This window comes from Bradyrhizobium sp. 23AC, from assembly GCF_054863025.1.
On sequence record NZ_JAVAYN010000022.1, the window covers coordinates 90,057 to 112,980 of the forward strand.

Consider the following 22,924-nt stretch of genomic DNA (forward strand, 5'->3'; position numbering starts at 1 on the left):
AGGAAGGAGGCGACATTTTCCTTTTTTTGTGCCTACTTGCTATTTGCATAGCAAGTGCTAGTAAATGATCTGAACTGCGGCCAGAAGGGTAAAATGTGGGCTCGTATATTCTCGGAGTGCCGAGAACTCGGCCATCTTCGTCCCCGCCGCTGCAGAATCTTGGATCCTAATTTTCGACGGGCTGGGTACGTCCATCGTACTTGACCGTCAGTAAGTGAATCCCGTTCGTTCTCGAAAACCCGGAAGTGGAGCAGCGACTTGACCCGCAACGCCGTAATCGTAGATGCCGTGCGGACCCCTATGGGCAAAGGAAAGCAGGGCGGTGCCCTATCAGAGGTCCATCCCGTCGACCTCTTCGCCGCCGTATTGAAAGGGCTGGTCGCTCGAAATCGGCTCGATCCCGGGCGGATAGAGGATGTGATCGTAGGCTGCGTGACTCAATCCGGTGAGCAAGCCAATGTCGGACGTATGGCGGTCCTTTCGGCAGGATTTCCAGTGCATATACCGGCAACCAACATCGATCGGAAGTGTGGCTCCAGTCAGCAGGCAATCCACTTCGCGGCTCAAGGCGTCGCTGCCGGTGCCTATGACATCGTGATCGCCGGTGGCGTCGAATCCATGAGCAGGGTGCCGATGGGCTCGAACAGGATGCGTATGGACGATCTTGGGCCCGCGGTGCGCGCGAGGTTCGCGCCGGGCTTGGTTTCGCAAGGCATTGCTGCGGAAATGGTTGCCCAACGATGGAACATTTCGCGGGACGAGCTCGATTCCTATGCGGTTCGTTCTCACAAGCAAGCAGCGCTTGCTCAAGAGGGCGCATTCGCAGCTGAGATCATACCGGTCGACGCGGGCGATGCCAAGGTCGATAAGGATGAAACGATTCGCGCGGCGACCACAGTTGAATCGCTTTCGCTGCTCAAGCCAGCTTTCCGCAACGACGAATTGGCCCAGCGGTATCCCAACCTGGCGTGGGCAGTGACTGCCGGCAACTCCTCGCAGATCACCGACGGCGCATCTGCTTTGCTCATCATGGAGGAGAAGACGGCTGATCGTCTGGGCCTCCGGCCTCGCGCCCGCTTCGTTGCTTTCGATGTAATCGCCGACGACCCTCTGTTGATGCTGACGGCTCCAATACCCGCGACGCAGAGAGCTTTGGCCAAGGCATCGCTCACCGTCGATGTCATCAACCACTTCGAAATAAATGAGGCATTCGCGAGTGTGCCCCTGGCCTGGAATCGCGAATTGAAGGCCGACCCTGCCCGACTCAACCCTTGTGGAGGAGCTATAGCTCTTGGACATCCGCTTGGCGGATCGGGCGCACGTCTGATGACCACAATGCTCAATGCGCTCGAGCGGACCAAAGGGCGCTATGGTCTGCAGAGCATGTGCGAGGCCGGGGGGATGGCGAACGCTACCATCATTGAGAGACTTTAATGCCCTCGATGTTAGTGGCCCGATAGTACTGCCGCTTGGGAGGCAAATGGCCGCTCTTTCGTTCGTTCTGTCGGATGTGCTTGTGACTCGCTGTGCTCTGCCCCAGGCACTATGAGACACGGCTAACTCAGATACAAGGCATGTGTCATGTGTGACCTCGAGAGGGGTCACAGTTTGCAGGCATCGTGCTCTAGGAGATGTTCGGCGGCTGCGCCAAGCATCTGGAGAAACATTCGATCTCCCCGAGATGTTCGGCCTACGGTCATTGCGGCGGCTGCGGCGGTCATGAACAGCAGATAGCCACCGCGCCCGTATTGCCGGCGAAGGAGATCCATATCGTAGCCGTGAACGCCTTCTTCAATCAGTGTGCGATGGTACAGCGAAAGGAGATCCTGCTCCGCACGGCGTCGCGTGCCCGAAGGAAGCGCGCCGGCCAGAAAGTAGGCGACGTCTGTCGCGCCTAAACCATAAGCATAGGATTGCCAATCGAGCACTGTCACGGGTTTGCCGCCTCTTTCGCTCGCGAACATCATGTTGTCGGGGCGGAAGTCACAATGAGCTAGGCACCGTGGACCGTCATGAAGGCGTACCAGATGATAAAAGTTGGGCGCGATTTGATCGCCAACCACGATCCAGTCCGGTCGCAACCAGGATCGGTAACGGCTCTTGAATCCCTCCCAGAGAGAAACGATCCTCTGCTCGGACGTTCCGTCAGACGGAGATGCTTTGGAATTGGATACCCAAGACAAGTCATCGAGACTGTCATCGCCCCAATGGGAAGCGTGCAGCTTCGCTGCCTGGACGAGGACGCTTCGCGCTTGGTCGAGCGACACTCCAGTGAGTTGATCGCCTTGTTCCGCGGGCGCCAGGTCCTCCATCAGGAGAACGAAGTCGTGTGTCGTCTCGTCGACATCGGCAAGCCAGCAACGAGGCGTTTGGATTCTCGCTGAGCTTGCCAGATGCTGGTAAAAGCGGACCTCGCGCAAATAGTTTGCGCGCCTCATGGCGTGAGCGCGACTTTCGGGATTTGATGATGGGAATTTACCGACGAGGGACGAGGGCGCGATCTCCGGTGCCTTCGCATACTCAATTCGAAATCGTACGCTGTCGCCGATTTGTCCGGTTCCGACTGGCTGGGCCGTCACCCGGTTTACGGTCGCGTCAATTCCTGCGTGCCGCAATACCGCAGTCATCCAAGCCGCATCAATCCGATCGTAGGGTCGAATGTCGGCGCAGCTACTCATCATGGTTGCTCCAAGCTCGCCTAAGATGTCATTTTGACCAGCGAGACGGTAAGCGAACTGGCGACAGTTGAGACGTTCTGATCAGTACCGCCTTCACTGTGCTCCTGTCCAATACGCTAAGCACTAAATTTTGCGGCCTGCGGCGGCCCAATAAGGATCGCGCAGCCGCCGCTTGAAGATCTTGCCGGAATCCTCACGCGGCAAGCCCGTCCGGATCTCGATGTGTTTTGGGACCTTATAACCGGCAAGAGAGACTCTCAGATGGTCCCGGATTGCAGTCGGCTCAAGGGTTGCGCCTGCAACAGGCTCGACAACCGCCATGAGAGACTCACCATATTCCGCGTCCGGAATTCCAAACACAGCACAGTCGTGCACCCCTTTCATGGAGTGCAGTACCGCTTCGATTTCGGCTGGATAGATGTTGACGCCTCCGGAAATGACCATGTCGCGCTTGCGATCGCAAAGGAAGACGTAGCCATCCTCATCGATGTAGCCAACGTCGCCCGACGTGACAAATCCGTCCCGATCGATCTCTTCACGTTTGCCAGGTTGATTGTGGTACGAGAAATCTGCCGTTCCGGCGATGCGCGAGTAGATTTCTCCGACCTGGCCCGGAGGCAACGCGCGGCCGTCATCGCCGATGAATCGAAGCTCGGCCCAGGGCGTCACCTTGCCGACCGTGCCTGGCTTTTTCAGGGCGTCTTCCGAAGTTGCGAGAGTCACAGGTCCGGATTCCGTCGAGCCGTAGAACTCATAAATAATAGGGCCCCACCACTCGATCATCGCCCGCTTGACTTCCGGCGGACATGGCGCGGCAGCATGAACGACGCGCTTCAGAGACGACGTGTCGTACTTCTTTTGAACGTCTTTAGGTAGCTTCAGAAGCCGGATGAACATTGTCGGGACCATGAAGGTCATTTCGATGCGCTCGCGCTCCACCAGTGCCAGGAACTCTTCTGGTTCGAAGCGTGGCATTATGACGAGAGCACCGCCAAGCCTGCCAGCGCGGAGAGCGAACCCGTTGGGTGCGGAGTGGTACAGTGGACCTGGCATGAGCGCGCGCGCACCGTCAATCAGCCCGGACACGGTCGAACGTAGACGTTCAGAGTGAGCTTGCTGTTCAGACGTCGGCGCCTCGCGCCGAACTCCTTTCGGATGACCAGTCGTGCCCGACGTGTAGATCATACTCTGCGGCTGAGGCAGAGCTGGTCCTTGGTACGGTGTTTGCTGCGCGAGCCATTCCTCGTAGTCACGTGCAAAAGCGGGCCTGACGAGATGGTTCGGGTCGATCGTGAAGGAGTTCGTGACAGAGGCGGGCGGTGCTAAGCTGAGAACTGTAATTCCGGGGGGAATCCAGTCGGCCAGGCCATGCAGCAGGTCCGTATGAGCGATCAGCACTGATGATTCGGAGTCTCGCAAGATGTAGCGGATTTCTTCAGGCTGGAAATGCCAATTGAGCGGAACGGCATAGGCTCCGAGTCTCATAGTAGCGTAGGAGCTTTCGATGAATGCGATATCGTTCCGCATCAGGATGGATACGCTGCCCCCTTGCTTCACCCCCAAACGGCTCAATCCGCCGGCGGCTCGCGCAACGCGCAATGCGATTTCTTCGTGGGTGCGGCGATCGCCGCCACAAACGACGCCACGGTAGAGCTCTAGAGGTGCTTTGGTCATTGTCTTGTTCGCCATTGGATTGTGAAGAGAGGACGTGCGAAACAGGGGCGTGTCACCTGTGTAGCGTAGACAGCCTAGTTGAACTCGATCAGGCTTCGCAGAACCGTTCCTGACTTCATCTTTGCAAACCCCACGTTGACATCTTGAAGTGTGATCCGTGCGGTGACCCAATGTTCGAGCTTGAGCTGACCCGAAAGGTAGAAATCGACCAAGCGAGGCATATCGACCCGGATGTGACTGGAGCCCATGTAAGATCCCTGGATTCTCCGCTCCCTTATGAAGTCGATGCCATGCAGCTCGATTTTGGTACCAAGGGGCATTATGCCGAGTATGGTCGCGGAGCCTCCTTGAGCAAGCATTGCAAATGCTTGCTCCGCCGTGGATTTGGATCCGAGCACTTCAAAGGAGTGGGGGACGCCCGCCCCATCGGTGAGTTCCTTGACTTGTGCGACAGGATCCACTTCGCTGGCATTGACTAGATCCGTTGCCCCGAGCGTCGCAGCAATCCGCAGTTTGGCCGGGTTGGTATCGATAGCAATAATGCGCCCCGCGCCACTAATCTTTGCTGCGTTGATCGCAGCCATCCCCACACCGCCGCAGCCTATAATCGCGACTGTTTCTCCAGGGCGGACGTTGGCGGTGTTTACGACAGCACCGTAGCCGGTGATAATCGCGCAGCCGATGAGTGCCGCCAGATCGAGCGGCATCTCCTCCCGGATCTTCACCAGCGCGTTTTCGTGAACCAGCATTTGCTCCGCAAATGCTGAGACGTTGACAAATTGGCTTAGCTTTTCTCGACGCTCCCAATGGAATCGATCCGCTACGCCTGGCGGCAGTCTTATCTCCGTCGAAGAGCATAGAACGGGTCGTCCGGTCGTGCACATCGCACAACAGCCACAAAATACCGTTAGACAGGTAATGACGTGGTCGCCCGGCTTGACGTAGGTGACTTCGGAGCCGACTTGTTCGACCACGCCCGAGGCTTCGTGTCCGGGAATGGTCGGCAGCGGCCATGGGAAGGCGCCTTCCATCATGAGCAGATCGGAATGGCACAGACCGGCGGCTCTCGTGCGAACGAGAACCTCCCTGGGACCCGGCTTCTTGACGCATACATCCTCGATTGCGAGCGGCTTGCCCGACTCGTAAAATACCGCTGCCTTCATCCGCAATTTTCTCCTGGCCCTGTTAGCCAACCAGAACTGCCTTGCCGAGCGTAATGTCATCCCGCGTTGCAAGCGGGATCGGTCTCGCTAAGCGAGTTCGTAGCGGAATGCATCCCCGCTGCGCTTGATGTATCCGCCATCGAAATGACCACCGATCACCAGCACAGGCCGATCCGCAAAACGTGAGAATAGGTCCCATCGTGTTCGAGCCGATTGTTCCCCATCGAAATCGACATGGGAGGACCATCCCACGTAGTGCATTTGAACGGGACTATGTGCCACATCGCCCAAGAGCAGGCATTCCTCGCCAGCGGACTTGATATGGATGCTCATATGTCCTGGGCTGTGCCCGGGGCTTGGGATCATCGTGATCTCGTCAGTTAGCTTGTAATCGGAAGGAATGAGGTCAACGAGGCCCGCCTCCGCAATCGGTGCGATAGAGTCATCAAAAACCGCAACATCCATCGGCCTTTGCCGCGAGGATTTCCAGTAGTCGAACTCGTGCTTACCAAATACGTAGCGTGCCTTGCTGAAGGTCGGCGCCCATTTCCCATCGACCAGTCGTGTATTCCAGCCGACGTGGTCGACGTGAAGGTGTGTGCAAACCACGGTATCGATGCTCTCGGGAGGAAAGCCCGCCTTGGTCATGTCGTCCAAGAACGATGTCTGGAGACCATTCCAATCATCGATGGGTCGCCCTTGCTTGTCGTTTCCAAGCCCGGTGTCCACGACAATCCGTCGATTTCCAGTTTCCAGGACAAGTGAGTGGATCGAACTCTTCAGCATTCCGTCTGGCTGCGCGAAATCAGGGACCATCCAGGTTAGCTTCCGGACTTCCTCATCCGTCGCTTGAGGGAGCACCATTTTGATGGCGCCGGTGCCCTGAACCTCCACGATCTTCGTTATTTTGATGTTCCCGATCTTCCAGCTCATGATGCTTCCTTTCGGTTTCGATTTCACGGGACGAGCCATTGGCTCTGGTGCCCCTCCAAGACGTTTCCAAAGGTGGTGGGCGTGTTGCGATGTTCTAGCGAGTGCTCTGATCATTTGGGGCCCGCGACGCCGTCGGCTCTCCGGCCCTCTGCAGTGCGCGCGCGAGAAAGATCGAGGACAATGACGGCTTGTATTGCGGGCAGAATCCGCTGTTTGGCGGCTCCATTGAAGGCATCCTCCGTTTCACGAGCGCCTTAGTCGGCGCCAGCATCTCAGTTCTTATCACTTGCTTTTTGTGTAGCAAGTATTTTACGGTCGGCCAAGACCAAAACGCTGCGAATGGCAAACAGGCGGGACAACAGGATGTGAGCGGAGCGGCCGCCTAGTCTTGGTCATGCCTTGGAGGTGAGCGAAATGGCGGCGATAGCGCGGAACGTGCTCCGATGGTCGGATGCTGCGTCAATCCCTTTGAACCAAATCGACGTCAGTAGCCCCGCGCTCTACCATGACGATGCTTGGCGGCCTTTCTTTGCCCGGCTGCGGGCCCAAGATCCGGTCCACTATTGCTCTGATAGCCCCTATGGCGCTTATTGGTCCCTCACCAAGTTCGACGACATATCGCACGCCGAACTCGATCATGGGACATTCTCTTCGAGCGCCGCCTTGGGAGGCATTCAGATCGAAGATTTCCTCGGTGGGAGGAATGTCGTCAATTTCATCCGGATGGATCCGCCAGAGCATACAGCTCAGCGCAAACTGATCAGCCCCATTGTTGCCCCAGCCAATCTGATCAATTTGGAGGCCTTGATCCGCTCTCGGACCGAGAATGTGCTCGATGGTCTGCCTCGCAACGAGCCGTTCGATTGGGCTGATCGTATTTCAACCGAATTGACCTCAATGATGCTTGCGACGCTGTTTGATGTTCCGCTCGAGGACCGCCGCAAGCTGACCTATTGGTCGGATGTCCGTCTTTCTGTGGTCGGTGCGCCGGATTCGCTGATCAACTCTGAGGAAGAGCGCATGGCTGAGATGGCTGAGATGGCAGCCTATTTCAGGGCGATTTGGGACAGGCGCATCCACGAGCCCCCCAAGTTTGACCTGATTTCGATGCTGGCTCACGGAGAGGCCACCAGGAACATGGATTTGGGGACTTTCGTTGGCAATCTCGTTCTGCTGATCATTGCTGGCAACGATACTACTCGGAATTCGATGTCGGCAAGTTTGCTCGCCTTGGCCGAGAATCCCGACGAGGCCACGAAGCTGCGGAGCAATCCTCAACTGGTGCAAAATTTTGTCTCTGAGGTAATTCGCTATCATACGCCCGTTTTGCACATGCGCCGGACAGTTCGTGCCGACATCGAACTTCGCGGACGCATGATTCCGGCAGGTTCGAAAGTCGTGCTTTGGTATATCTCCGGAAATCGCGATGAAGAAAAGATCCCTGATGCGGACAAATTCATCATCGACCGCGCGAAGGTGCGCCAGCATCTTTCGTTCGGAGCTGGCATCCATCGCTGTGTCGGCGATCGGCTGGCCGAGTTGCAAATAAGGATTCTATGGGAGGAGATATTGAAGCGGGACCTGAAGTTCGAAGTCCTTGGTGAGCCGGATCGGCTTTACTCGAATTTCATTCGGGGTATCCGAAGGATGCCTGTCCGCATCCATTGATCGGTTCAGAGAGCCGCGGCGGCTCCCGGCGGCGAATCGCTTCATGGGGCGTCCGGGAAGGTAAATTGACTGCATCTTCTTCCGCACGGGCCTGCCACTGCCGAAGTGGCCACTCGCCGTGCCGGCGTTTAGTCAGGCATGGAGGTATCAAGGCATGACCACTTCCCTGATCTTCGGGCTGGCGTTCCTGGCACTGGCGGCGGGGGTTCTATTCCTTCCTGACGAAGGACCAGGCGAAAAGTAAAAACGGCTGGCTTTACGCCTCTGAGTTGGTGAAAGCTGCCGCCCCGGGCTTGCGCGCTGAGCACCTTATCCGTACTTATTGTAGCTTCAGCAAGCTTCGAGGAAGAGGCATGGCCTCCGTAAACGACATTCAGCGGCCCCCCCGTAGAACACAAGCACATCGTCGTGAAACTGCGGAGGCAGCTTTGCTGGATGCCGCATTGTCGTTGATTTCCGTTCGGGGGGTCAAAGGGACCACTTTGGGCGAGGTGGGGGAGGCAGCAGGATACAGCAAGGGGATTGCGGCGCACTATTTCAAGACCAAGGATCGGATGCTGCAAGCCGCTGCTGAATACGTCAATGAGGTGTATGCGCAGCTTTTGGTCGAGACATCCGCCAAGCCGGGCCTCGAGACCTTGATGAGATTTGTCGAGATGTCGTGCGCGCCGCTCCGGCTCGAACTTTCGCGGGCGATTTATCTGATGCAGAAGGAGGCCTTCTTCAACACGTCTGGGCTGGCCGATGTCTTCAGGAAGTACAACAAACGAGCTGTGAAACGGCTTGAGAGCGAGATACGTGCCGGAATTGCGAATGGAGAGATCAGAAAAGACGCTGATCCGAAGGCCGAAGCAATTATATTACTGGCGCTCACTCGTGGGCTCCGTACCCAGTGGATATTGGCGCCCGATAAGTTGAACTTGCTGAAAATGAAAACTGAAATGGCCGATTTTGTACGTACCAACCTCTCTCCCAAAAGGGGACATTAATGGGTAGGCCAGTGACCGCCAGGAAGTCAAAAGGGACTAACGCGTCGGAGGAACTGGGATCGCATGCGGAACGTCGCGAAGAAGCAGAGCGACGTCTGCTCACGGCGGCTGCAGAAATCATTGCTGAGCGCGGTGTTGAGGGGCTTACATTAGCTGACGTCGGCGTCGCAGCCGGATACAGCCGAGGACTGCCGGCGCACTACTATGGCAACAAGAACGGGCTGCTCGAAGCAGTAGCCAGCTACATAGCCGACGGTTTCGCAAACCGCTTGGACCAAGGTTCCCGTTTCAAGCCGGGGCTGCCGACCCTTTTGGGGGCTGCGGAAAACTACCTGACAGGTACTCCGCGAACGCGCAAAAACACGGTTACTCTCCAGTCTCTCATCGCCGAATCCCTCACTGAACCGGCCTTGCGCTCCTCGGTCTCTCACGTCAACGATCGGTCCTTGGAGCGGCTGGCTGCAATGATCCGGACGGGGATCGCGGCGGGTGAAATTCGCGCAGGGGTCGATCCCGAACGAGAAGCCATAATCATTTTAGGCGCCCTTCGCGCATTGGTGGCCATGTGGCTGATCGATCCTAGGGACGTCAACCTTGAGACCGTTCGGAAGGTGTTTGCAAGCTGTGTGAAGCGAGTCATGATTCCCTGACTTGCCGCCCTTCCGATCTGCCGACTGAAGTCTTGGCGGCGATATTTGCCTTCTTTTGTCGACGCAGGCTTCGGCACAAAGACTGAAGGCGCCGGGCTTGAAGCGAAGGACGAAGGCGTAGAAAGCCTGGAAAACGAGGCTAAGCTGCTCTGGCGCACACTCGTATTGGCGCCATTTGCTACGCCTAAGAGAACCGCTGGTTTCAGAGCACTTAGAACTACCGATCCGGCCTCCCCATTCTTAAACCCAACCGCCTCGCCCTGTTCTGATCACCAGACAGAAGGGCAGAGGTCCATGTGCCGACCATTTTCGGCCGAGCGGTCGAGCGCGAGCGTGGGAACGTATGCGAAAAGGTCGATATACCTTTATGGGTTTGCCAGCCTCAAGGGCGACCGCGAGGGCGGCTGCCAGCTGGGCGCCATTCGGCCAATCGGCAATGCCACCATCGAAAAGATCAAAGCGGAACATCCGCCGAACCGCAGTCGCTGTAAACCCATGCCGGGAAATCTTACCGCACTCCGAGACGATTTTGCTTTTCGCTTGCTTAGTCGCTAACAAGTAGATATGCTCTTTGGAAACACGCCTACTTTTGCAGAGGAACGATGAAAACCAGAATCACGGAACTGCTGGGCATCGAACATCCCATCGTGCAGGGAGGGATGCATTACGTAGGATTTGCCGAACTCGCTGCAGCAGTCTCGAATGCGGGTGGCCTAGGGATCATCACCGGTCTTACCCAAAAGACGCCAGACCTGCTGGCAAAAGAAATCGCTCGATGCCGGGGAATGACGGACAAGCCGTTCGGCGTCAACATGTCGTTCCTGCCATCATTCAATCCTCCGCCTTACATGGAATACATCAGTGCGATCATCGACGGCGGCGTCAAGATCGTCGAGACGGCTGGGAGCAATCCGGAACGTTATATCCCCGCACTGAAATCGGCGAACACCGTCGTAATTCACAAGTGCACTTCCGTACGACACTCTTTGAAAGCCGAAAAGCTCGGCTGTGACGCTGTTAGCGTCGATGGTTTCGAATGCGGAGGACACCCTGGCGAGGACGACATACCAAATATGATTCTGCTGCCAAGGGCCGCGGATGAATTGAAGATCCCATTTATTGCATCCGGCGGAATGGCGGACGCCCGCAGCCTCGTAGCAGCGCTCGCGCTGGGTGCTGACGGGATAAACATGGGTACGCGGTTTATGGCCACGAAAGAAGCGCCAATCCACGACAATGTGAAACAGGCGCTGCTCGCTGCCAGCGAGCTCGACACGCGACTCGTCATGCGGCCGTTGAGGAATTCCGTACGGGTGTTGAAGAACAAGGCCGCCGACATAGTTCTTGAGATTGAGAGAGAGAAGCAGGGCGCTGTCACGATTGAAGAGCTTCACGAGCATGTCGGAGGAGTTTATCCTAAGGTGATGCTCGAGGGGTTGGTGGACCGAGGGGTATGGAGCTGCGGCATGGTTGCAGGCTTGATCCACGACATCCCTAGCGTCAAAGAGCTGGTCGATCGGATCATGACCGATGCGGAGCGCTTGGTGCGTCAGCGTCTCGAGGGTTTCTTCGGCGGCAAGTCGACCAAATTGGCTGCCAACTTGGAACCTGCCTGAGCTGGGCCTGAGGACGTCGCCACCAAGCTATTACGCCACGCCGACAACTCCCGAGGCGGTGGCAACCTTAGCGGCCTCGTTTGATCTACGGTCAACGAAGCCGCTTTTTTTCTCTGCGCGTCGGCTGATCTTAAGGCGCTCGCAGCCATTCGGATCCAACCGTCGCGTTTGTCTATTTCGATCGAGCGCCGCCGAACTGTGCAAGCGGAATTGGATGAGCGTGCGATGCTGGCAGCCAATCGACACCGATAGATGAGAAGCTGGCGGATTGCGTCTTTGCCGAACGTGCCACGTCGGCCAGTTCGTTCTCCATCTCGCTCAGCGGCAAGTCAAATAATGATGTATCGGGGACGTGAATGAACCGACTAGTCGCGGCGGAGAGAAGGAGCAATTGCTGCAGGGAGCCCAGAGCAAGCAATCCATTGACGATCAGTCAGATTGTGCTGGCTTCGAAGGGCGACTGCTGTTCGACAAATTGAACGTTCTTTGCCTGATAGCTCTTTTAATGAAGTGCTGGAGGATCAAGCGTGTCCGCAACCATTCGTCTTTTTGCCAGTCTATGTGACCAGACGCTCACAGCGCTGGGCCGCTACCCATCTCGCACTGCATTTGTTTGGTCTGGCGGTGCATTGACTTACCGTGGAACGTACGAACTGATCGGGCGCATGCAGCACCTGTTCTTTCGCCTCGGCTTGAAACCGGGAACGCGAGTAGCACTGCTCTCTGCAAACAGGGCGGATGCATGGTGTGCAGCGGTAGCGGCTCAATGCGCGCGGCTCTCGACGCTTTGGCTTCATCCCATGGCTTCGCTACAGGATCACCTTTTTCAGGTCGAAGATGCAGAGGCCGAAATTCTTATTGTCGATGCGGCGACCTTTCGTGAACGGGGAGGCCAGCTCGCCGCGGCGTCATCGTGCACCAAGGCGGTTCTGACGCTCGGACCGGCGGATTACGGGCGCAACCTGCTCGATCTGGCAGAAGACGCTGGTCAGAGTTCCCCTCGCGCACTAGCCGAGCCGGGGGACATAGCGACCATCAATTACACGGGAGGAACCACCGGCAAAGCAAAAGGAGCCGTGCGCAAGCATGCCAATATGGGGGGATACGCCTCGTCCATACTGGCCAACTTCGAGATTCCAGAGCGGCCTCGATATCTCGCTGTGGGTCCCATCAGTCATGTAACCGGCAGCAATATCCTGCCAACGTTGATTCGGGGTGGAACCGTGTACCTGCAGAGCAGGTTCGAGCCTCCAATGGTCCTCGACGCTATCGCTCGGGAACACATAAACTTCGCTCTTCTGGTTCCTACGATGATCTACCGTCTGCTTGACGAGCCCGCGCTTGAGCGAGCCGCACTCAAGTCGCTCGAGCTCGTCTTGTATGGCGCTTCTGCAATGTCTCCCGCGCGCTTGACGGAATGTCTGGAGCGCGTCGGTCCAGTCTTTTCGCAGCTTTATGGGCAGACCGAGTGTTATCCGATCTCGGTATTGCGACGAGGTGATCATGATCCTCTAAAGCCCGAACTGCTGTCCTCGTGCGGCTTCCCCGCCACCGGTTGCCAAGTCCGAATCCTTGACGAGGTGGGTCACGAAGTCGATACCGGCCAAGAGGGCGAGATCTGCGTTCGCTCTCCCGGTGTGTTGCTCGAATATTGGAAGCAGCCTGACCTCACTGCGGAGGCGTTAAAAGGAGGATGGCTTCATACGGGAGATGTCGGCCGAATCGACGATCGGGGCTACATGTTTATCCTCGACCGCAAGAAGGATATGATCGTCAGCGGAGGCTTCAATATCTTTTCACGCGAGGTTGAGGACGCGCTCGGCGAGCACCCTGACGTCGCGCGAGTGGCGGTATTCGGAATCCCTGACGAGCGCTGGGGCGAGTCAGTCACGGCTGCCGTCGTGCTGCGTGACGGTGCGGATGTGCAGGCCGAAGATCTGATCGCGCGGGTTAAAGCTCGTAAGGGTTCGGCGCATGCGCCCAAGCAACTCTACTTCGTGCAGGAACTGCCATTGACGGCCGTGGGAAAGGTGGACAAGAAACAATTGCGTGCAAAGTTCTGGAGCGGACGCGACCGTATGGTCGGGTAAGACATGATAGCGGCTTCATCAGACAGGTTGGCCCGCTATCGGTCGCGACTGGCGTTGCCGTTAATCGCGGCGCCCATGTTTCGCGTCTCGGGGATCGACCTGGTCACGGCGGCGTGCGCGAATGGCGTCCTCGGCGCGTTTCCGACTGCAAACTGCAGGACATCTGAAGAGCTAGACGGATGGCTGTCGATCATAGCAGAACGTCTGAAGAAGATCGAAGGAGAGACCGGTAGGAAACCCGCTCCGCTTTGTCCAAATCTCATCGTTCATCGTACCAATACGCGGCTCCGGGAAGATCTGACTGTGCTCGTGGCCCATAAGCCACAGATTGTCGTGACGTCTGTTGGAGCTCCCACTGAGGTCCTCCGAGAGCTCCAGGAGGCTGGTGCGATAGTCCTCGCGGATGTTGCATCGATCCGGCATGCCGAGCTTGCGGCGCGGGCGGGGGCGGATGGATTGGTCCTTCTGACGTCTGGCGCGGGTGGTCAGACAGGATGGCTAAATCCCTTTGCTTTCGTTCGGGCCGTTCGCTCATTCTATAGCGGCATTCTCGTGCTCGCTGGCGGTATCGGCGATGGAGTTGCGATCGCGGCGGCAGAATCGCTTGGTTGCGACCTTGCCTACATGGGAACGAAATTCATCGCGACACACGAAAGCATGGCCTCCGACAACCACAAACGCATGCTCGTCGACAGCACGGCGGATGACATCCTGGCGACCACCGCCTTCACCGGGCTGCAGACGAGCGTCCTGACCCCGTCGATTGTGGCCGCGGGCTTAGATCCCTCTAACTTGCCATTGCGGGGACCGATCGACGTCTCTGACGACCTCGATGTCTTGGCAAGAGAGAAGCGCCCCAAAGCATGGCGGGACATCTGGAGTGCCGGTCACTCGGTATCTGGTGTCGCCGAGATACTCTCCGTCTCGGAACTCGTTATGAAGACTACGCTTGAATACGAAACGGCAAGATCGCGGGCGCCGCCGAGCCGGAGTTGATCGCAAACCAGCCGGCGAGGGGGCGCAATAACTCAAAGTCCGCGCGCCAGCACATACTTCGTGTTTGACAAGCAAATGCGCGCGAGTACCGTTAGCCGTCCAGGTGTGAGGGTGAACACGTCCGGGAGGCAGGGGAGTGAGATGCCGCGAGCGCTGATTTGCAGAGCCCTGGGGGACCCGAGTGCACTCGACTTAGCGGAAGTTGCCTCGGCACCGCTACATCGGCGCCAGGTTCGGGTTCGCGTCCGGGCTGCCGGTCTGAACTATCCCGATATTCTCGTCGTTGCGGGGCGGTATCAGCACAAACCCGCCTTGCCGTTTGTTCCCGGTCTTGAAGCGGCGGGCGATGTTATCGAAGTGAGCAAAGACGTAAAAGGCCTGTCCGTCGGCGACAAAGTGATAGTCAAATCCAAGTTCGGTACGTTTGCCGAAGAGATTGTGGCAGATCTCGAAGCCGTCCGACCTCTCCCAGTACGGTTCGACTACGCACAAGGCGCGACATTCCTGACGGCTTATGGCACCGCCCTTTACGGATTGGCAGAGCGGGCACGCCTCAGAGTTGGCGAAACCTTGCTGGTGCACGGCGCTGCAGGTGGCGTCGGTCTTGCGGCAGTGGAACTTGGAAAAGCTTATGGTGCCCAGGTCATCGCAGTCGCCTCGACACCGGAAAAACTCGTCGTGGCTAAGGACCGAGGGGCGGATCGGATTCTGCTCTCGGGTCTACCGTTTCGGGAGCAAGTCAAGGAGTTTACTTCTGGTCGCGGAGCCGATGTGGTCTTCGATCCTGTCGGAGGGAGCGTCTTCGAAGAGTCGATACGCTGTATAAATTTCGGCGCGCGTATTCTGGTCGTCGGCTTCGTCGGGGGAATCGGAATGGCCAAGACGAACTTGATTCTGATGAAAAACGCCACCCTGCACGGAATCCGCGCAGGCGAGGCGCTCCGGCGCGCTCCGAGACATGCTGGGTTTCGATGGCGCGCGCTGGCACGACTGGCCGAGTCGGGCGCCATTTCCCCGCATGTGTCGCATCGAATCCCATTCGAACGATGGCAAGAAGCGATGGAGTTGCTGACCGATCGTAGAGCGGTTGGCCGGGTCGCATTGATCATGAAATAAGCGATTCCGTGTGATGCCGTTTCGCGTCTAAATACAAGAATGCAGGGGGCTCAATGCGGCTGAATGGGAAGGCGACGATTGTGACGGGCGCTGCATCGGGAATTGGGAGAGCGACAGCAGTGCTGTTTGCAGAAAATGGTGCACGGGTGCTCGCCGTTGATCGTCCTGGATCGGACTTGAAGGGCACAGCATCGTTTAATCCTGCGATTCGGATTTTCGGAGCAGACATCGCTGCACCAGACTCGCCAGGTCGCATCATCGACGCGGCCATAGATAGATTCGACCGGTTGGACGTTCTCATGAACAATGCCGGGGTATCGCTTCGGATTTTGGTCGAAGACATGAAGGAAGAGGAGTGGGATCGCGTGCACTCGATTAATCTTCGCGCGCAGTTTCTTCTCGCGCGAGCAGCAATCCCTCACCTGAAGAGATCCGGCGCCGGGCGAATAATCAATATCGCATCTGTGATGGCTGAGGTGACGGATTATGGCAATGCAGCCTATTGCGCTGCAAAGGCGGGCATTGGCGGACTCACTCGAACCTTGGCACTCGAACTCGGAAAGCACGGAATCACCGCAAACTATATTGAACCCGGCGCGATTGTGACGGGCCTTACTCAAAAGTCGTTCTCTAATCCGGAAATCTCGGCAGTATGGTCGAGGAAATCTCCCCTAAAGCGCCTCGGTCAACCCATCGACATCGCGCGGGCGGCGCTCTTCCTCGCATCCGAGGACGCCAGTTTTGTCACCGGACACGGGTTGCGGGTGGATGGTGGACTATTGTTGAGGTGTTAGTCCGCGGCCGCCTGCTTCTGTTCGGGCAGAGCAATTGGAAGCGGCCCGAAGGGGCGCTGGCTCTTTCGGCGATGGTCAGCGCCCCATTTCCGCTTTTGAATGGCGGGTTTGTATCTGCGTGCGCCTGAGACGAGTAGATTGTTTCCAGCCCGCTGGGGCGCTTGCAACTAAGCGTCGGGGCTCTTCCGATCCTGAAGAAAGCTTGTTGCGCAAACTTATTAGTTGACAAGCAAGTTTTTGGAGCCCAAGAAAGTTTCGTCTCCGCCGGGGACCTAACTGGCTTCGGACTGCTCTCGACGAATTGGACCTGTGGGCGACGGGGTCGATCGCACATGAGGCGAATTCCGGAAGGTGTCTCGCCAGCCCCTGGAGCGGCCAGATCGTCGCGGTCAGGAGTGTTCGTTCCAGGAAGAAGGATACGATTTGAGGATGCATCATGCCTGAGCAGGAGAGTTACGTCGTTGCGACCGCAGAAAGGGTTTTCGCTGATCTGGCCGATCCCCAATCGGTCATCCAGTTGCGCAACGACTCCTGGCGCGCGCCAGCTTGGGCCGCTCTCCTGGAAACGGGTCTCCCACTGGCATGGGTGCCGGAAGTGCTCGGTGGCCCCGATGTTCCGCTGGATGAAGGCTTCGCCATATTGCGGGCGTCAGGACGCGTGGCGTTGGCTTTGCCGCTCGCAGAAGCCATGCTCGGAGCATGGATGCTCGCGCAAGCTGGCATTACTCCGCCCCCTGAGGCGGCAAGCATTGTGCCATCCGGCCCGCACGACCAGATCCTAGTTGGAAGGGATGGGCGGCTGGCAGGCAAAGCGACTTGCGTCGCCATTGCAACAGAGATCGAGCGTTTGGCTGTTCTCGTTGCTTCGAACGAGGGGCCGCATGTGGCTCTCGTGAGGACCACCGATTGTCGGATCAATGGGAGACCGAATCTTGCGGGCGAGCTCAGAGCTTCGATCGACTTCGACGGCGTCTTCCCATTGGCCTATGCAAAAGCTCCGGCCGGCCTCAACCATGCCGCTGTATTGAGAATGGGAGCCGCGGTTCGCGCTCAACAGATTGCTGGAGCACTCGAGCGAATGCTGGAAATTTCGGTTCGCTACGCCACAGAGCGAATTGCGTTCGGAAAGCCGATTGGGCAATTTCAAGCCGTTCAGCACAACCTTGCGAAACTCGGAGGCGAAGTGGCGGCATCGGTCGCTGCTGCCGTCTCGGCTGCCGACGCCATCTTACATGAGGGCCTAGCGAGCGATGCCTCAATCCTGGAGATTTCGGCGGCGAAGATCCGCTGTGGGCAGGCCGCTGAGGTTGGCGCGGCGATCGCGCACCAGGTGCATGGCGCCATCGGCTTTACCGACGAACATGTGCTCCACCGCTTCAGTTTACGTGCGCTCAGCTGGCGAGATGACTTCGGAAATGAAGTGTTTTGGAGCACGGAGCTCGGCTCGATGGTGGCTCGCGTTGGCGCGCGAGGACTGTGGCCGCTTCTAGCTTCGCGTTGAGCGGGGAGAACTCGATATGCTTGAATTGCGGTTTGATCCGGTCCGCCTTCCCCCGCGCTGCAATGAACTCCGTCATGAAGTTCGTGAGTTTCTGGCGGCAGAGGTTGCGGCGGGGACGTTCGATCCGCGTGATCCAGAGAGCGGGTCCTCGACTGCCAAAGAGTTCAGCAAGCGCGTTGGGGCGCGGGGCTGGATTGGAATGACGTGGCCCAAGCAATACGGAGGGCAAGAGCGGAGTTTTCTTGAGCGCTATGTCGTGACGGAGGAAATGCGCGTCGCCAATGCACCGACCCGCCATTTTTTTGTTGCCGATCGTCAAAGCGGGCCAACGCTGATCCGATACGCGAGTGAGGCTATCAAGCGCAAGATACTTCCAGCAATTGTCCGCGGTGAGATCTGCTTTTGCATTGGCATGAGCGAGCCGAATTCTGGCTCCGACTTGTTTGCGGCTAGCACCAAGGCGACTCGCGTCGATCACGGGTGGAGGATCAACGGAACTAAAATCTGGACGAGCAACGCTCACAACTCAGACTACATGATCGGACTGTTCCGCACATCTGCCTCTACGAGAGAGAATCGGCGGCACGGGCTGACGTCATTCCTGGTCGATATGAAAGCTCCCGGTGTGAGCTGCAATCCCATTGGCCAGATGAGCGGCCAGAAGGAGTTTAATGAGGTCGTGTTCGACGACGTCATTATTCCGGACGATCATACGATAGGAGAGATCGACGGCGCCTGGAAACAGGCGACCAGCGAATTGGCCTATGAGCGTAGTGGTCCAGAACGATTCTTGGAGACGTACGGAGCCCTCAGCGAGCTCGTCGACGCAGTTGGCACGCAGCCGCCCGCTACGGTCGTAGCAGGGATTGGCCGTCTCGTGGCCGAGCTGCACACCTTGCGTCGGATGTCGGTATCGGTCGCCGGCATGTTGGAGGCAGGGCGCGAGCCTGTCGTCGAAGCAGCCATCGTCAAAGATGTGGGCACGGTCTGGGAGCAGGGCTTGCCGCATCGTGCTCGCGACTTGGCCGCACTCGTCGCTCACGAGACCGGGCCCAACGTCACATTTGACGAGAAGTTAGCATTCTACCTGAAGATCGCGCCAAAGGTAACGATCCAGGGCGGCACTACCGAGATCCTGAGGGGCATCATCGCACGTGGCCTGGGCCTCAGGTAGAATTGTGATTAAGAGCAAGGGAATTTGAATGAGCCGGGATATCGATGTATCGCATGCGGGCCACGTCGCAACGATCGAAATTCGTCGTCCGCCACTGAACTATTTTGATCTTGAGTTGATCAGGAGCATTGCAGATGCGCTTGACGCGATCGACGCGAATCCCGCGGTCCGTGCGGTCGTGCTTGCCGCTCAAGGCAAGGCCTTCTGCGCCGGCGCCGATTTTGGTTCCGCGGCAGCGAAGACCGGCGAGGAGCGGGCTTCGCAAGGTGCAGCTCATCTCTACGTCGAGGCGGTTCGTATTTTCAGGAACAAGAAGCCGATAGTGGCAGCGGTGCACGGCGCGGCAATCGGCGGTGGTCTTGGACTTGCGATGTCGGCGGATTTCCGAGTGACATGCGCCGAGGCGCGTTTTTCGGCCAACTTCACAAAGTTGGGCTTTCATCCTGGCTTCGGGCTGACCGTTACACTCCCGGCGTTGATCGGCAGCACCAAGGCCGCCCTGATGTTCTACACGAGCCGCCGTGTAACGGGCAAAGAAGCCTATGAGATGGGACTCGCAGACATCCTGGTATCTCAGGACGAGGTACGAAACGCAGCGCTCAAGCTCGCGGAAGAGATTGCGGAGTGCTCGCCTCTGGGCTTGCTCGCGACTCGCGCCACGATGCGCGAAGGACTGGCGGAGCGCGTGCGGCAGGCGACCGATCACGAGCTTGCAGAGCAGAGCCGGCTTCGTCAGACCGATGACTTTAAAGAGGGTGTCGAGGCAACTGCTGAGCGCCGAGCGCCCGTCTTCAAGGGGCGCTGACCCCGCATTCGACGGCGGTGTAGTTGCTTTGTGCAAACTTGCTGGAGAAGTTGGATGAATGTGCTTCTTGTCTTTGCTCATCAGGAACCGCGCTCGTTCAACGGCGCGCTACGGGATATCGCAGTTCGCACTCTGACCGAGAATGGATGCGAAGTTGCGGTGAGTGACCTGTACGCTGAAGGGTTCGAAGCGCGTGCAACCGCGCAAGATTTTACGAGGCGTTCGAATCCGAAGTTTTTTAAATATCAGGCGGAACAGAGGGATGCTGCAGCTGGTGGTGATCACGGGTTCTCAGCAGATATCCTACGTGAGCAAGAACGGTTGTTGCGCGCAGATCTGGTCATCTTCCAGTTCCCGCTGTACTGGTTTTCGGTCCCGGCAATACTTAAGGGGTGGTTTGATCGCGTTTTGGCTGCCGGCTTCGCCTATGGAGGAGGCCGCTTTTTTGAGAAGGCGCCGCTCTATGGCAAGCGGGCTTTGCTGTCGCTGTCGATGGGAGCTGCAGAAGACCGGTTCGGACCGTCCGCCCTCTATGGCGATTTGAACTGGGTTCTCCATCCGCTTCGCGTCGGCACACTCAATTTTTGCGGATTTGAGGTACTCGATCATCACGTAGTACACGGTCCCGCATCGATGACACCCGCACAACGCGAAGAAGTGTTGGAGCGCTGGCAGAAGAGGGTGTGCTCGTTGGCTAACGAGACGCCGTTGCCGTTCATGAAAGCATTCGATCCCGTGCAGCCGGGACATTCGGCCGGGACGAAGGGGGCGGCCATGTAGCGCGGCTGGGACGCTGGAGCGTTGTGTCTGGCGCCGGCGGCCTTGGCGATATCGAGACGTCAGGGAGTCCGGCCACGCGGCCGGGCTGAACTCAGACAGGCAGGACGATGACCGGCACGCCGTCGAGGTGGATCATTCCGGAAATCTGCTCCCAATCTTGCGGTCGCGATGAGGCGAGCAGGTTTACGTTCGCTCCTGGAAGGCTTGCGGCGTGCGTCCAGCCGCCCCGATTACCCCACCCGTGTGGGTAACTTACGGCACCCGCAATCATATCGGTGGAGAGTTCGACTTCGACCTCGATGCTGCCAAATGAGCTGGTGATCTTGACGCGCGTCCCGTCGTGAATACCGCGTGTTTCTGCGTCAAGCGGATTCATCAGCAAGGTCGGTCTATCGGAGCGCACAAGCCTTTCGACGTTGTGCATCCAGCTATTCATGGACGGGAGCTTGCGACGGCCAATCAAGCGCAAGGGGCCGTCCTCGTCTGTTGCTGCGCCTTGCAACCGGGCAAACTCGGCACCAAAAACAGGATGCCACAGTCTTATCTTGCCATCCGGTGTGCGTAGCCTCGCCCATGAGGCTGCCGCATCTACCCGGTCTGAGAGACGGACGCCGTGGGGAAATTCGTCTCGCAGCCGCGCAAGCGAAAGGCCGGACGATCGTTCGCCAAAGCGATCGCCGTATACGCCAGCGCGAAGTGCTCTGTCGACGGCTTCCATGAGCCTTGGTCGGGGGGTATCGGATGAGGCGAAGTTGGAGAGCAGGCTTGGTAGTCCCAGCCTTTGTAGAATGGCATCGTAGACGTCGAACTCCAGTCGTGCCTTCCCCAATGGCGGTAATACTGCCCCCACGTACTGAATCCATGGGCGGGGAGCATTGGCGACCCACATGTCGGTGAGATCGTCGCGTTCATAAAAGGTCGGTGAGGGAAGAATGTAGTGGGCGTGGCGGGTGGTCTCCGTGATGTAAAGGTCGAGCGCGACCATCATGTCGAGTTGCTCGAGAGCGCCAGCCAGCTGGTCGCCCTGTGGGTAGCTGGCGACCGGATTGCCAGAATCCATGAACAGTACCCGCATTTGATCCGGGCCGCCTGTCGTGATCTCGTCCGCGAGGCTGCCGCCGGGTGAGCTGCCGATGATCAGAGGCAAGTCACCGATGCGCGACCGCTTACTACCGTATGCTGGATAGGTCCTTGGACCGCCGTCCGCTTGCAGCGGCGACATCCCGGATACCCAGCCTCCGGCCTGGCCAAAGCGGCCCGTGACCACGTTTAGCAACTCGATCAATACGTTGACGAGCGTCGCGTAGCGTCCGCGGCATACTCCCACCCGGCCGTAGCACGCCGCAGTACGCGCTTGGGCGAACCGAACAGCCAGGCTACGGATTGCCTGCGACGGTACTCCACAGTAGGACGAGGCACGTTCAGGCGTGATTGGCTTGACTGCTTCCCGAAGTTGTTCAGCCCCTTCGCTCCTCTGCTCCAGCGTCTTTCTATCTTCCAAGCCAGATGCAAAGATGTGCTGCAGCATCGCCGCTATGAGCCAGGCATCTGTATCGGGACGGATGGGCAGATGTTCGAACAAGCGCGCCGTCTCTGTCCGGCGCGGGTCCACTACGACAACCCGACCACGTTGATGAATGGCGGCAAGCTTTTGACGAACGCGAGGCTCGGACACAAGTGACATATGCGATACCATCGGGTTGGCGCCGAGCATCATCAGGAAGTCACAGTCCTCGAGGTCTGGAAAGGTAACCGGAACTGGGGTCCCATAAACAAGCTCCTGCGCCAGAATCTTGGATGCGGTGTCGGTGTGCATTGCGCTGAACGCTTTGGCTTTGGACCCGAGCGCCGCGCCGAACATCCTCGTATAGGAATAGTGCATGGTCGCGAACGAGGCGGGGTTACCGGAGTAGGTTGCCACGGCTCCGGAACCGTAGAGCTCTAGGACGCTGTGCAAGCGCTTCGCGATATCGTCCAGCGCCTCCTCCCACGACACTGGTTCGAAATCACCAGGACCGCCTTTGCGACGCAACGGCGACAACACGCGATCAGGATCATGCGTCACGGACGCCATCGCGGGCCCTTTCACGCATAGATGCCCCGCCGAGGTTACATGTTCTTCGTCAGGACGGACCTTGACAATCCTCCCGTTCTTGACCTGGGCAACGAGGCCACACTGGGCCTCGCACAGCCTACAGTAGGTGAGATGGGCGCCGTCTTGGCCAGGAGCTGTGGCGAACACTTGCGCTCCGCCCTTGTTGGAGATCGCCATTTTCCTCATCACTCCTTGCGGATCA

At 58.0% G+C, this 22,924-nt stretch carries 18 protein-coding genes; 13 read left to right on the forward strand and 5 right to left on the reverse strand.

Going from position 1 to position 22,924, the window contains the following annotated elements:
- The first annotated feature begins 258 nt into the window (after positions 1-258).
- Positions 259-1,434, forward strand: a complete 1,176-nt coding sequence (locus RAD10_RS35020; protein ID WP_461621007.1) for a thiolase family protein — start codon at positions 259-261, stop codon at positions 1,432-1,434.
- 167 nt (positions 1,435-1,601) lie between these two features.
- On the opposite strand, the gene RAD10_RS35025 is transcribed toward RAD10_RS35020, so the two are convergent.
- From RAD10_RS35025 to RAD10_RS35040, 4 genes are all read right to left on the reverse strand, one after another.
- A complete protein-coding gene (locus tag RAD10_RS35025) occupies positions 1,602-2,681 on the reverse strand; it encodes a phosphotransferase family protein (RefSeq protein WP_461621008.1) in 1,080 nt (359 codons plus the stop codon).
- Between the two features lie 120 nt (positions 2,682-2,801).
- A complete protein-coding gene (locus tag RAD10_RS35030; RefSeq protein WP_461621009.1) occupies positions 2,802-4,352 on the reverse strand; it encodes an acyl-CoA synthetase in 1,551 nt (516 codons plus the stop codon).
- 74 nt (positions 4,353-4,426) lie between these two features.
- Positions 4,427-5,515: a Zn-dependent alcohol dehydrogenase gene (locus tag RAD10_RS35035; protein ID WP_129142480.1), complete on the reverse strand. Its 1,089-nt coding sequence runs from the start codon at positions 5,513-5,515 to the stop codon at positions 4,427-4,429.
- A gap of 87 nt (positions 5,516-5,602) precedes the next feature.
- Positions 5,603-6,448, reverse strand: coding sequence for an MBL fold metallo-hydrolase (locus RAD10_RS35040; protein ID WP_461621010.1), 846 nt, complete (start codon positions 6,446-6,448; stop codon positions 5,603-5,605).
- Positions 6,449-6,862: 414 nt separating this feature from the next.
- Between RAD10_RS35040 and RAD10_RS35045 the strand changes: the two genes are divergently transcribed.
- The 12 genes from RAD10_RS35045 (at position 6,863) to RAD10_RS35100 (ending at position 20,627) form a co-directional block, all read left to right on the forward strand.
- Positions 6,863-8,116, forward strand: coding sequence for a cytochrome P450 (locus tag RAD10_RS35045; RefSeq protein ID WP_461621011.1), 1,254 nt, complete (start codon positions 6,863-6,865; stop codon positions 8,114-8,116).
- A gap of 353 nt (positions 8,117-8,469) precedes the next feature.
- Positions 8,470-9,105 carry a TetR/AcrR family transcriptional regulator gene (locus RAD10_RS35050; protein ID WP_461621012.1) on the forward strand — a complete coding sequence of 212 codons (636 nt, stop codon included), beginning with the start codon at positions 8,470-8,472 and terminating at the stop codon, positions 9,103-9,105.
- An 11-nt stretch (positions 9,106-9,116) separates the two neighbouring features.
- A complete protein-coding gene (locus tag RAD10_RS35055; protein ID WP_461621013.1) occupies positions 9,117-9,755 on the forward strand; it encodes a TetR/AcrR family transcriptional regulator in 639 nt (212 codons plus the stop codon).
- Positions 9,756-10,357: 602 nt separating this feature from the next.
- Positions 10,358-11,371: an NAD(P)H-dependent flavin oxidoreductase gene (locus RAD10_RS35060; protein ID WP_129142474.1), complete on the forward strand. Its 1,014-nt coding sequence runs from the start codon at positions 10,358-10,360 to the stop codon at positions 11,369-11,371.
- 527 nt (positions 11,372-11,898) lie between these two features.
- Positions 11,899-13,461 (forward strand): AMP-binding protein, encoded by a 1,563-nt coding sequence (locus RAD10_RS35065; protein ID WP_129142473.1) that lies wholly within the window; start codon positions 11,899-11,901, stop codon positions 13,459-13,461.
- Between the two features lie 3 nt (positions 13,462-13,464).
- Positions 13,465-14,457 (forward strand): NAD(P)H-dependent flavin oxidoreductase, encoded by a 993-nt coding sequence (locus RAD10_RS35070; protein WP_461621014.1) that lies wholly within the window; start codon positions 13,465-13,467, stop codon positions 14,455-14,457.
- Between the two features lie 141 nt (positions 14,458-14,598).
- Positions 14,599-15,573, forward strand: coding sequence for an NADPH:quinone oxidoreductase family protein (locus tag RAD10_RS35075; protein ID WP_461621015.1), 975 nt, complete (start codon positions 14,599-14,601; stop codon positions 15,571-15,573).
- 53 nt (positions 15,574-15,626) lie between these two features.
- Complete coding sequence (locus tag RAD10_RS35080) at positions 15,627-16,367, forward strand: SDR family NAD(P)-dependent oxidoreductase (RefSeq protein WP_461621016.1); 741 nt, start codon at positions 15,627-15,629, stop codon at positions 16,365-16,367.
- Positions 16,368-16,803: 436 nt separating this feature from the next.
- Positions 16,804-17,868, forward strand: coding sequence for an acyl-CoA dehydrogenase family protein (locus RAD10_RS35085; protein WP_129142470.1), 1,065 nt, complete (start codon positions 16,804-16,806; stop codon positions 17,866-17,868).
- Between the two features lie 16 nt (positions 17,869-17,884).
- Positions 17,885-19,042 carry an acyl-CoA dehydrogenase family protein gene (locus tag RAD10_RS35090; protein ID WP_461621017.1) on the forward strand — a complete coding sequence of 386 codons (1,158 nt, stop codon included), beginning with the start codon at positions 17,885-17,887 and terminating at the stop codon, positions 19,040-19,042.
- Between the two features lie 28 nt (positions 19,043-19,070).
- Positions 19,071-19,847, forward strand: coding sequence for an enoyl-CoA hydratase/isomerase family protein (locus RAD10_RS35095; protein WP_461621018.1), 777 nt, complete (start codon positions 19,071-19,073; stop codon positions 19,845-19,847).
- A gap of 54 nt (positions 19,848-19,901) precedes the next feature.
- Positions 19,902-20,627 carry an NAD(P)H-dependent oxidoreductase gene (locus RAD10_RS35100; protein ID WP_129142467.1) on the forward strand — a complete coding sequence of 242 codons (726 nt, stop codon included), beginning with the start codon at positions 19,902-19,904 and terminating at the stop codon, positions 20,625-20,627.
- Between the two features lie 91 nt (positions 20,628-20,718).
- On the opposite strand, the gene RAD10_RS35105 is transcribed toward RAD10_RS35100, so the two are convergent.
- Positions 20,719-22,899, reverse strand: coding sequence for a molybdopterin-containing oxidoreductase family protein (locus tag RAD10_RS35105; protein WP_461621019.1), 2,181 nt, complete (start codon positions 22,897-22,899; stop codon positions 20,719-20,721).
- Positions 22,900-22,924: the final 25 nt, after the last annotated feature.

What these genes read in the sequence shown, in the direction of transcription:
- RAD10_RS35105 (WP_461621019.1), bottom strand. Translation starts at nt 22,899, where the DNA reads ATGGCGATCTCCAACAAGGGCGGAGCGCAAGTGTTCGCCACAGCTCCT.
- RAD10_RS35035 (WP_129142480.1), bottom strand. Translation starts at nt 5,515, where the DNA reads ATGAAGGCAGCGGTATTTTACGAGTCGGGCAAGCCGCTCGCAATCGAG.
- RAD10_RS35045 (WP_461621011.1), top strand. Translation starts at nt 6,863, where the DNA reads ATGGCGGCGATAGCGCGGAACGTGCTCCGATGGTCGGATGCTGCGTCA.
- RAD10_RS35060 (WP_129142474.1), top strand. Translation starts at nt 10,358, where the DNA reads ATGAAAACCAGAATCACGGAACTGCTGGGCATCGAACATCCCATCGTG.
- RAD10_RS35070 (WP_461621014.1), top strand. Translation starts at nt 13,465, where the DNA reads ATGATAGCGGCTTCATCAGACAGGTTGGCCCGCTATCGGTCGCGACTG.
- RAD10_RS35080 (WP_461621016.1), top strand. Translation starts at nt 15,627, where the DNA reads ATGCGGCTGAATGGGAAGGCGACGATTGTGACGGGCGCTGCATCGGGA.
- RAD10_RS35100 (WP_129142467.1), top strand. Translation starts at nt 19,902, where the DNA reads ATGAATGTGCTTCTTGTCTTTGCTCATCAGGAACCGCGCTCGTTCAAC.
- RAD10_RS35090 (WP_461621017.1), top strand. Translation starts at nt 17,885, where the DNA reads ATGCTTGAATTGCGGTTTGATCCGGTCCGCCTTCCCCCGCGCTGCAAT.
- RAD10_RS35095 (WP_461621018.1), top strand. Translation starts at nt 19,071, where the DNA reads ATGAGCCGGGATATCGATGTATCGCATGCGGGCCACGTCGCAACGATC.
- RAD10_RS35085 (WP_129142470.1), top strand. Translation starts at nt 16,804, where the DNA reads ATGCCTGAGCAGGAGAGTTACGTCGTTGCGACCGCAGAAAGGGTTTTC.
- RAD10_RS35030 (WP_461621009.1), bottom strand. Translation starts at nt 4,352, where the DNA reads ATGACCAAAGCACCTCTAGAGCTCTACCGTGGCGTCGTTTGTGGCGGC.
- RAD10_RS35050 (WP_461621012.1), top strand. Translation starts at nt 8,470, where the DNA reads ATGGCCTCCGTAAACGACATTCAGCGGCCCCCCCGTAGAACACAAGCA.
- RAD10_RS35025 (WP_461621008.1), bottom strand. Translation starts at nt 2,681, where the DNA reads ATGATGAGTAGCTGCGCCGACATTCGACCCTACGATCGGATTGATGCG.
- RAD10_RS35075 (WP_461621015.1), top strand. Translation starts at nt 14,599, where the DNA reads ATGCCGCGAGCGCTGATTTGCAGAGCCCTGGGGGACCCGAGTGCACTC.
- RAD10_RS35040 (WP_461621010.1), bottom strand. Translation starts at nt 6,448, where the DNA reads ATGAGCTGGAAGATCGGGAACATCAAAATAACGAAGATCGTGGAGGTT.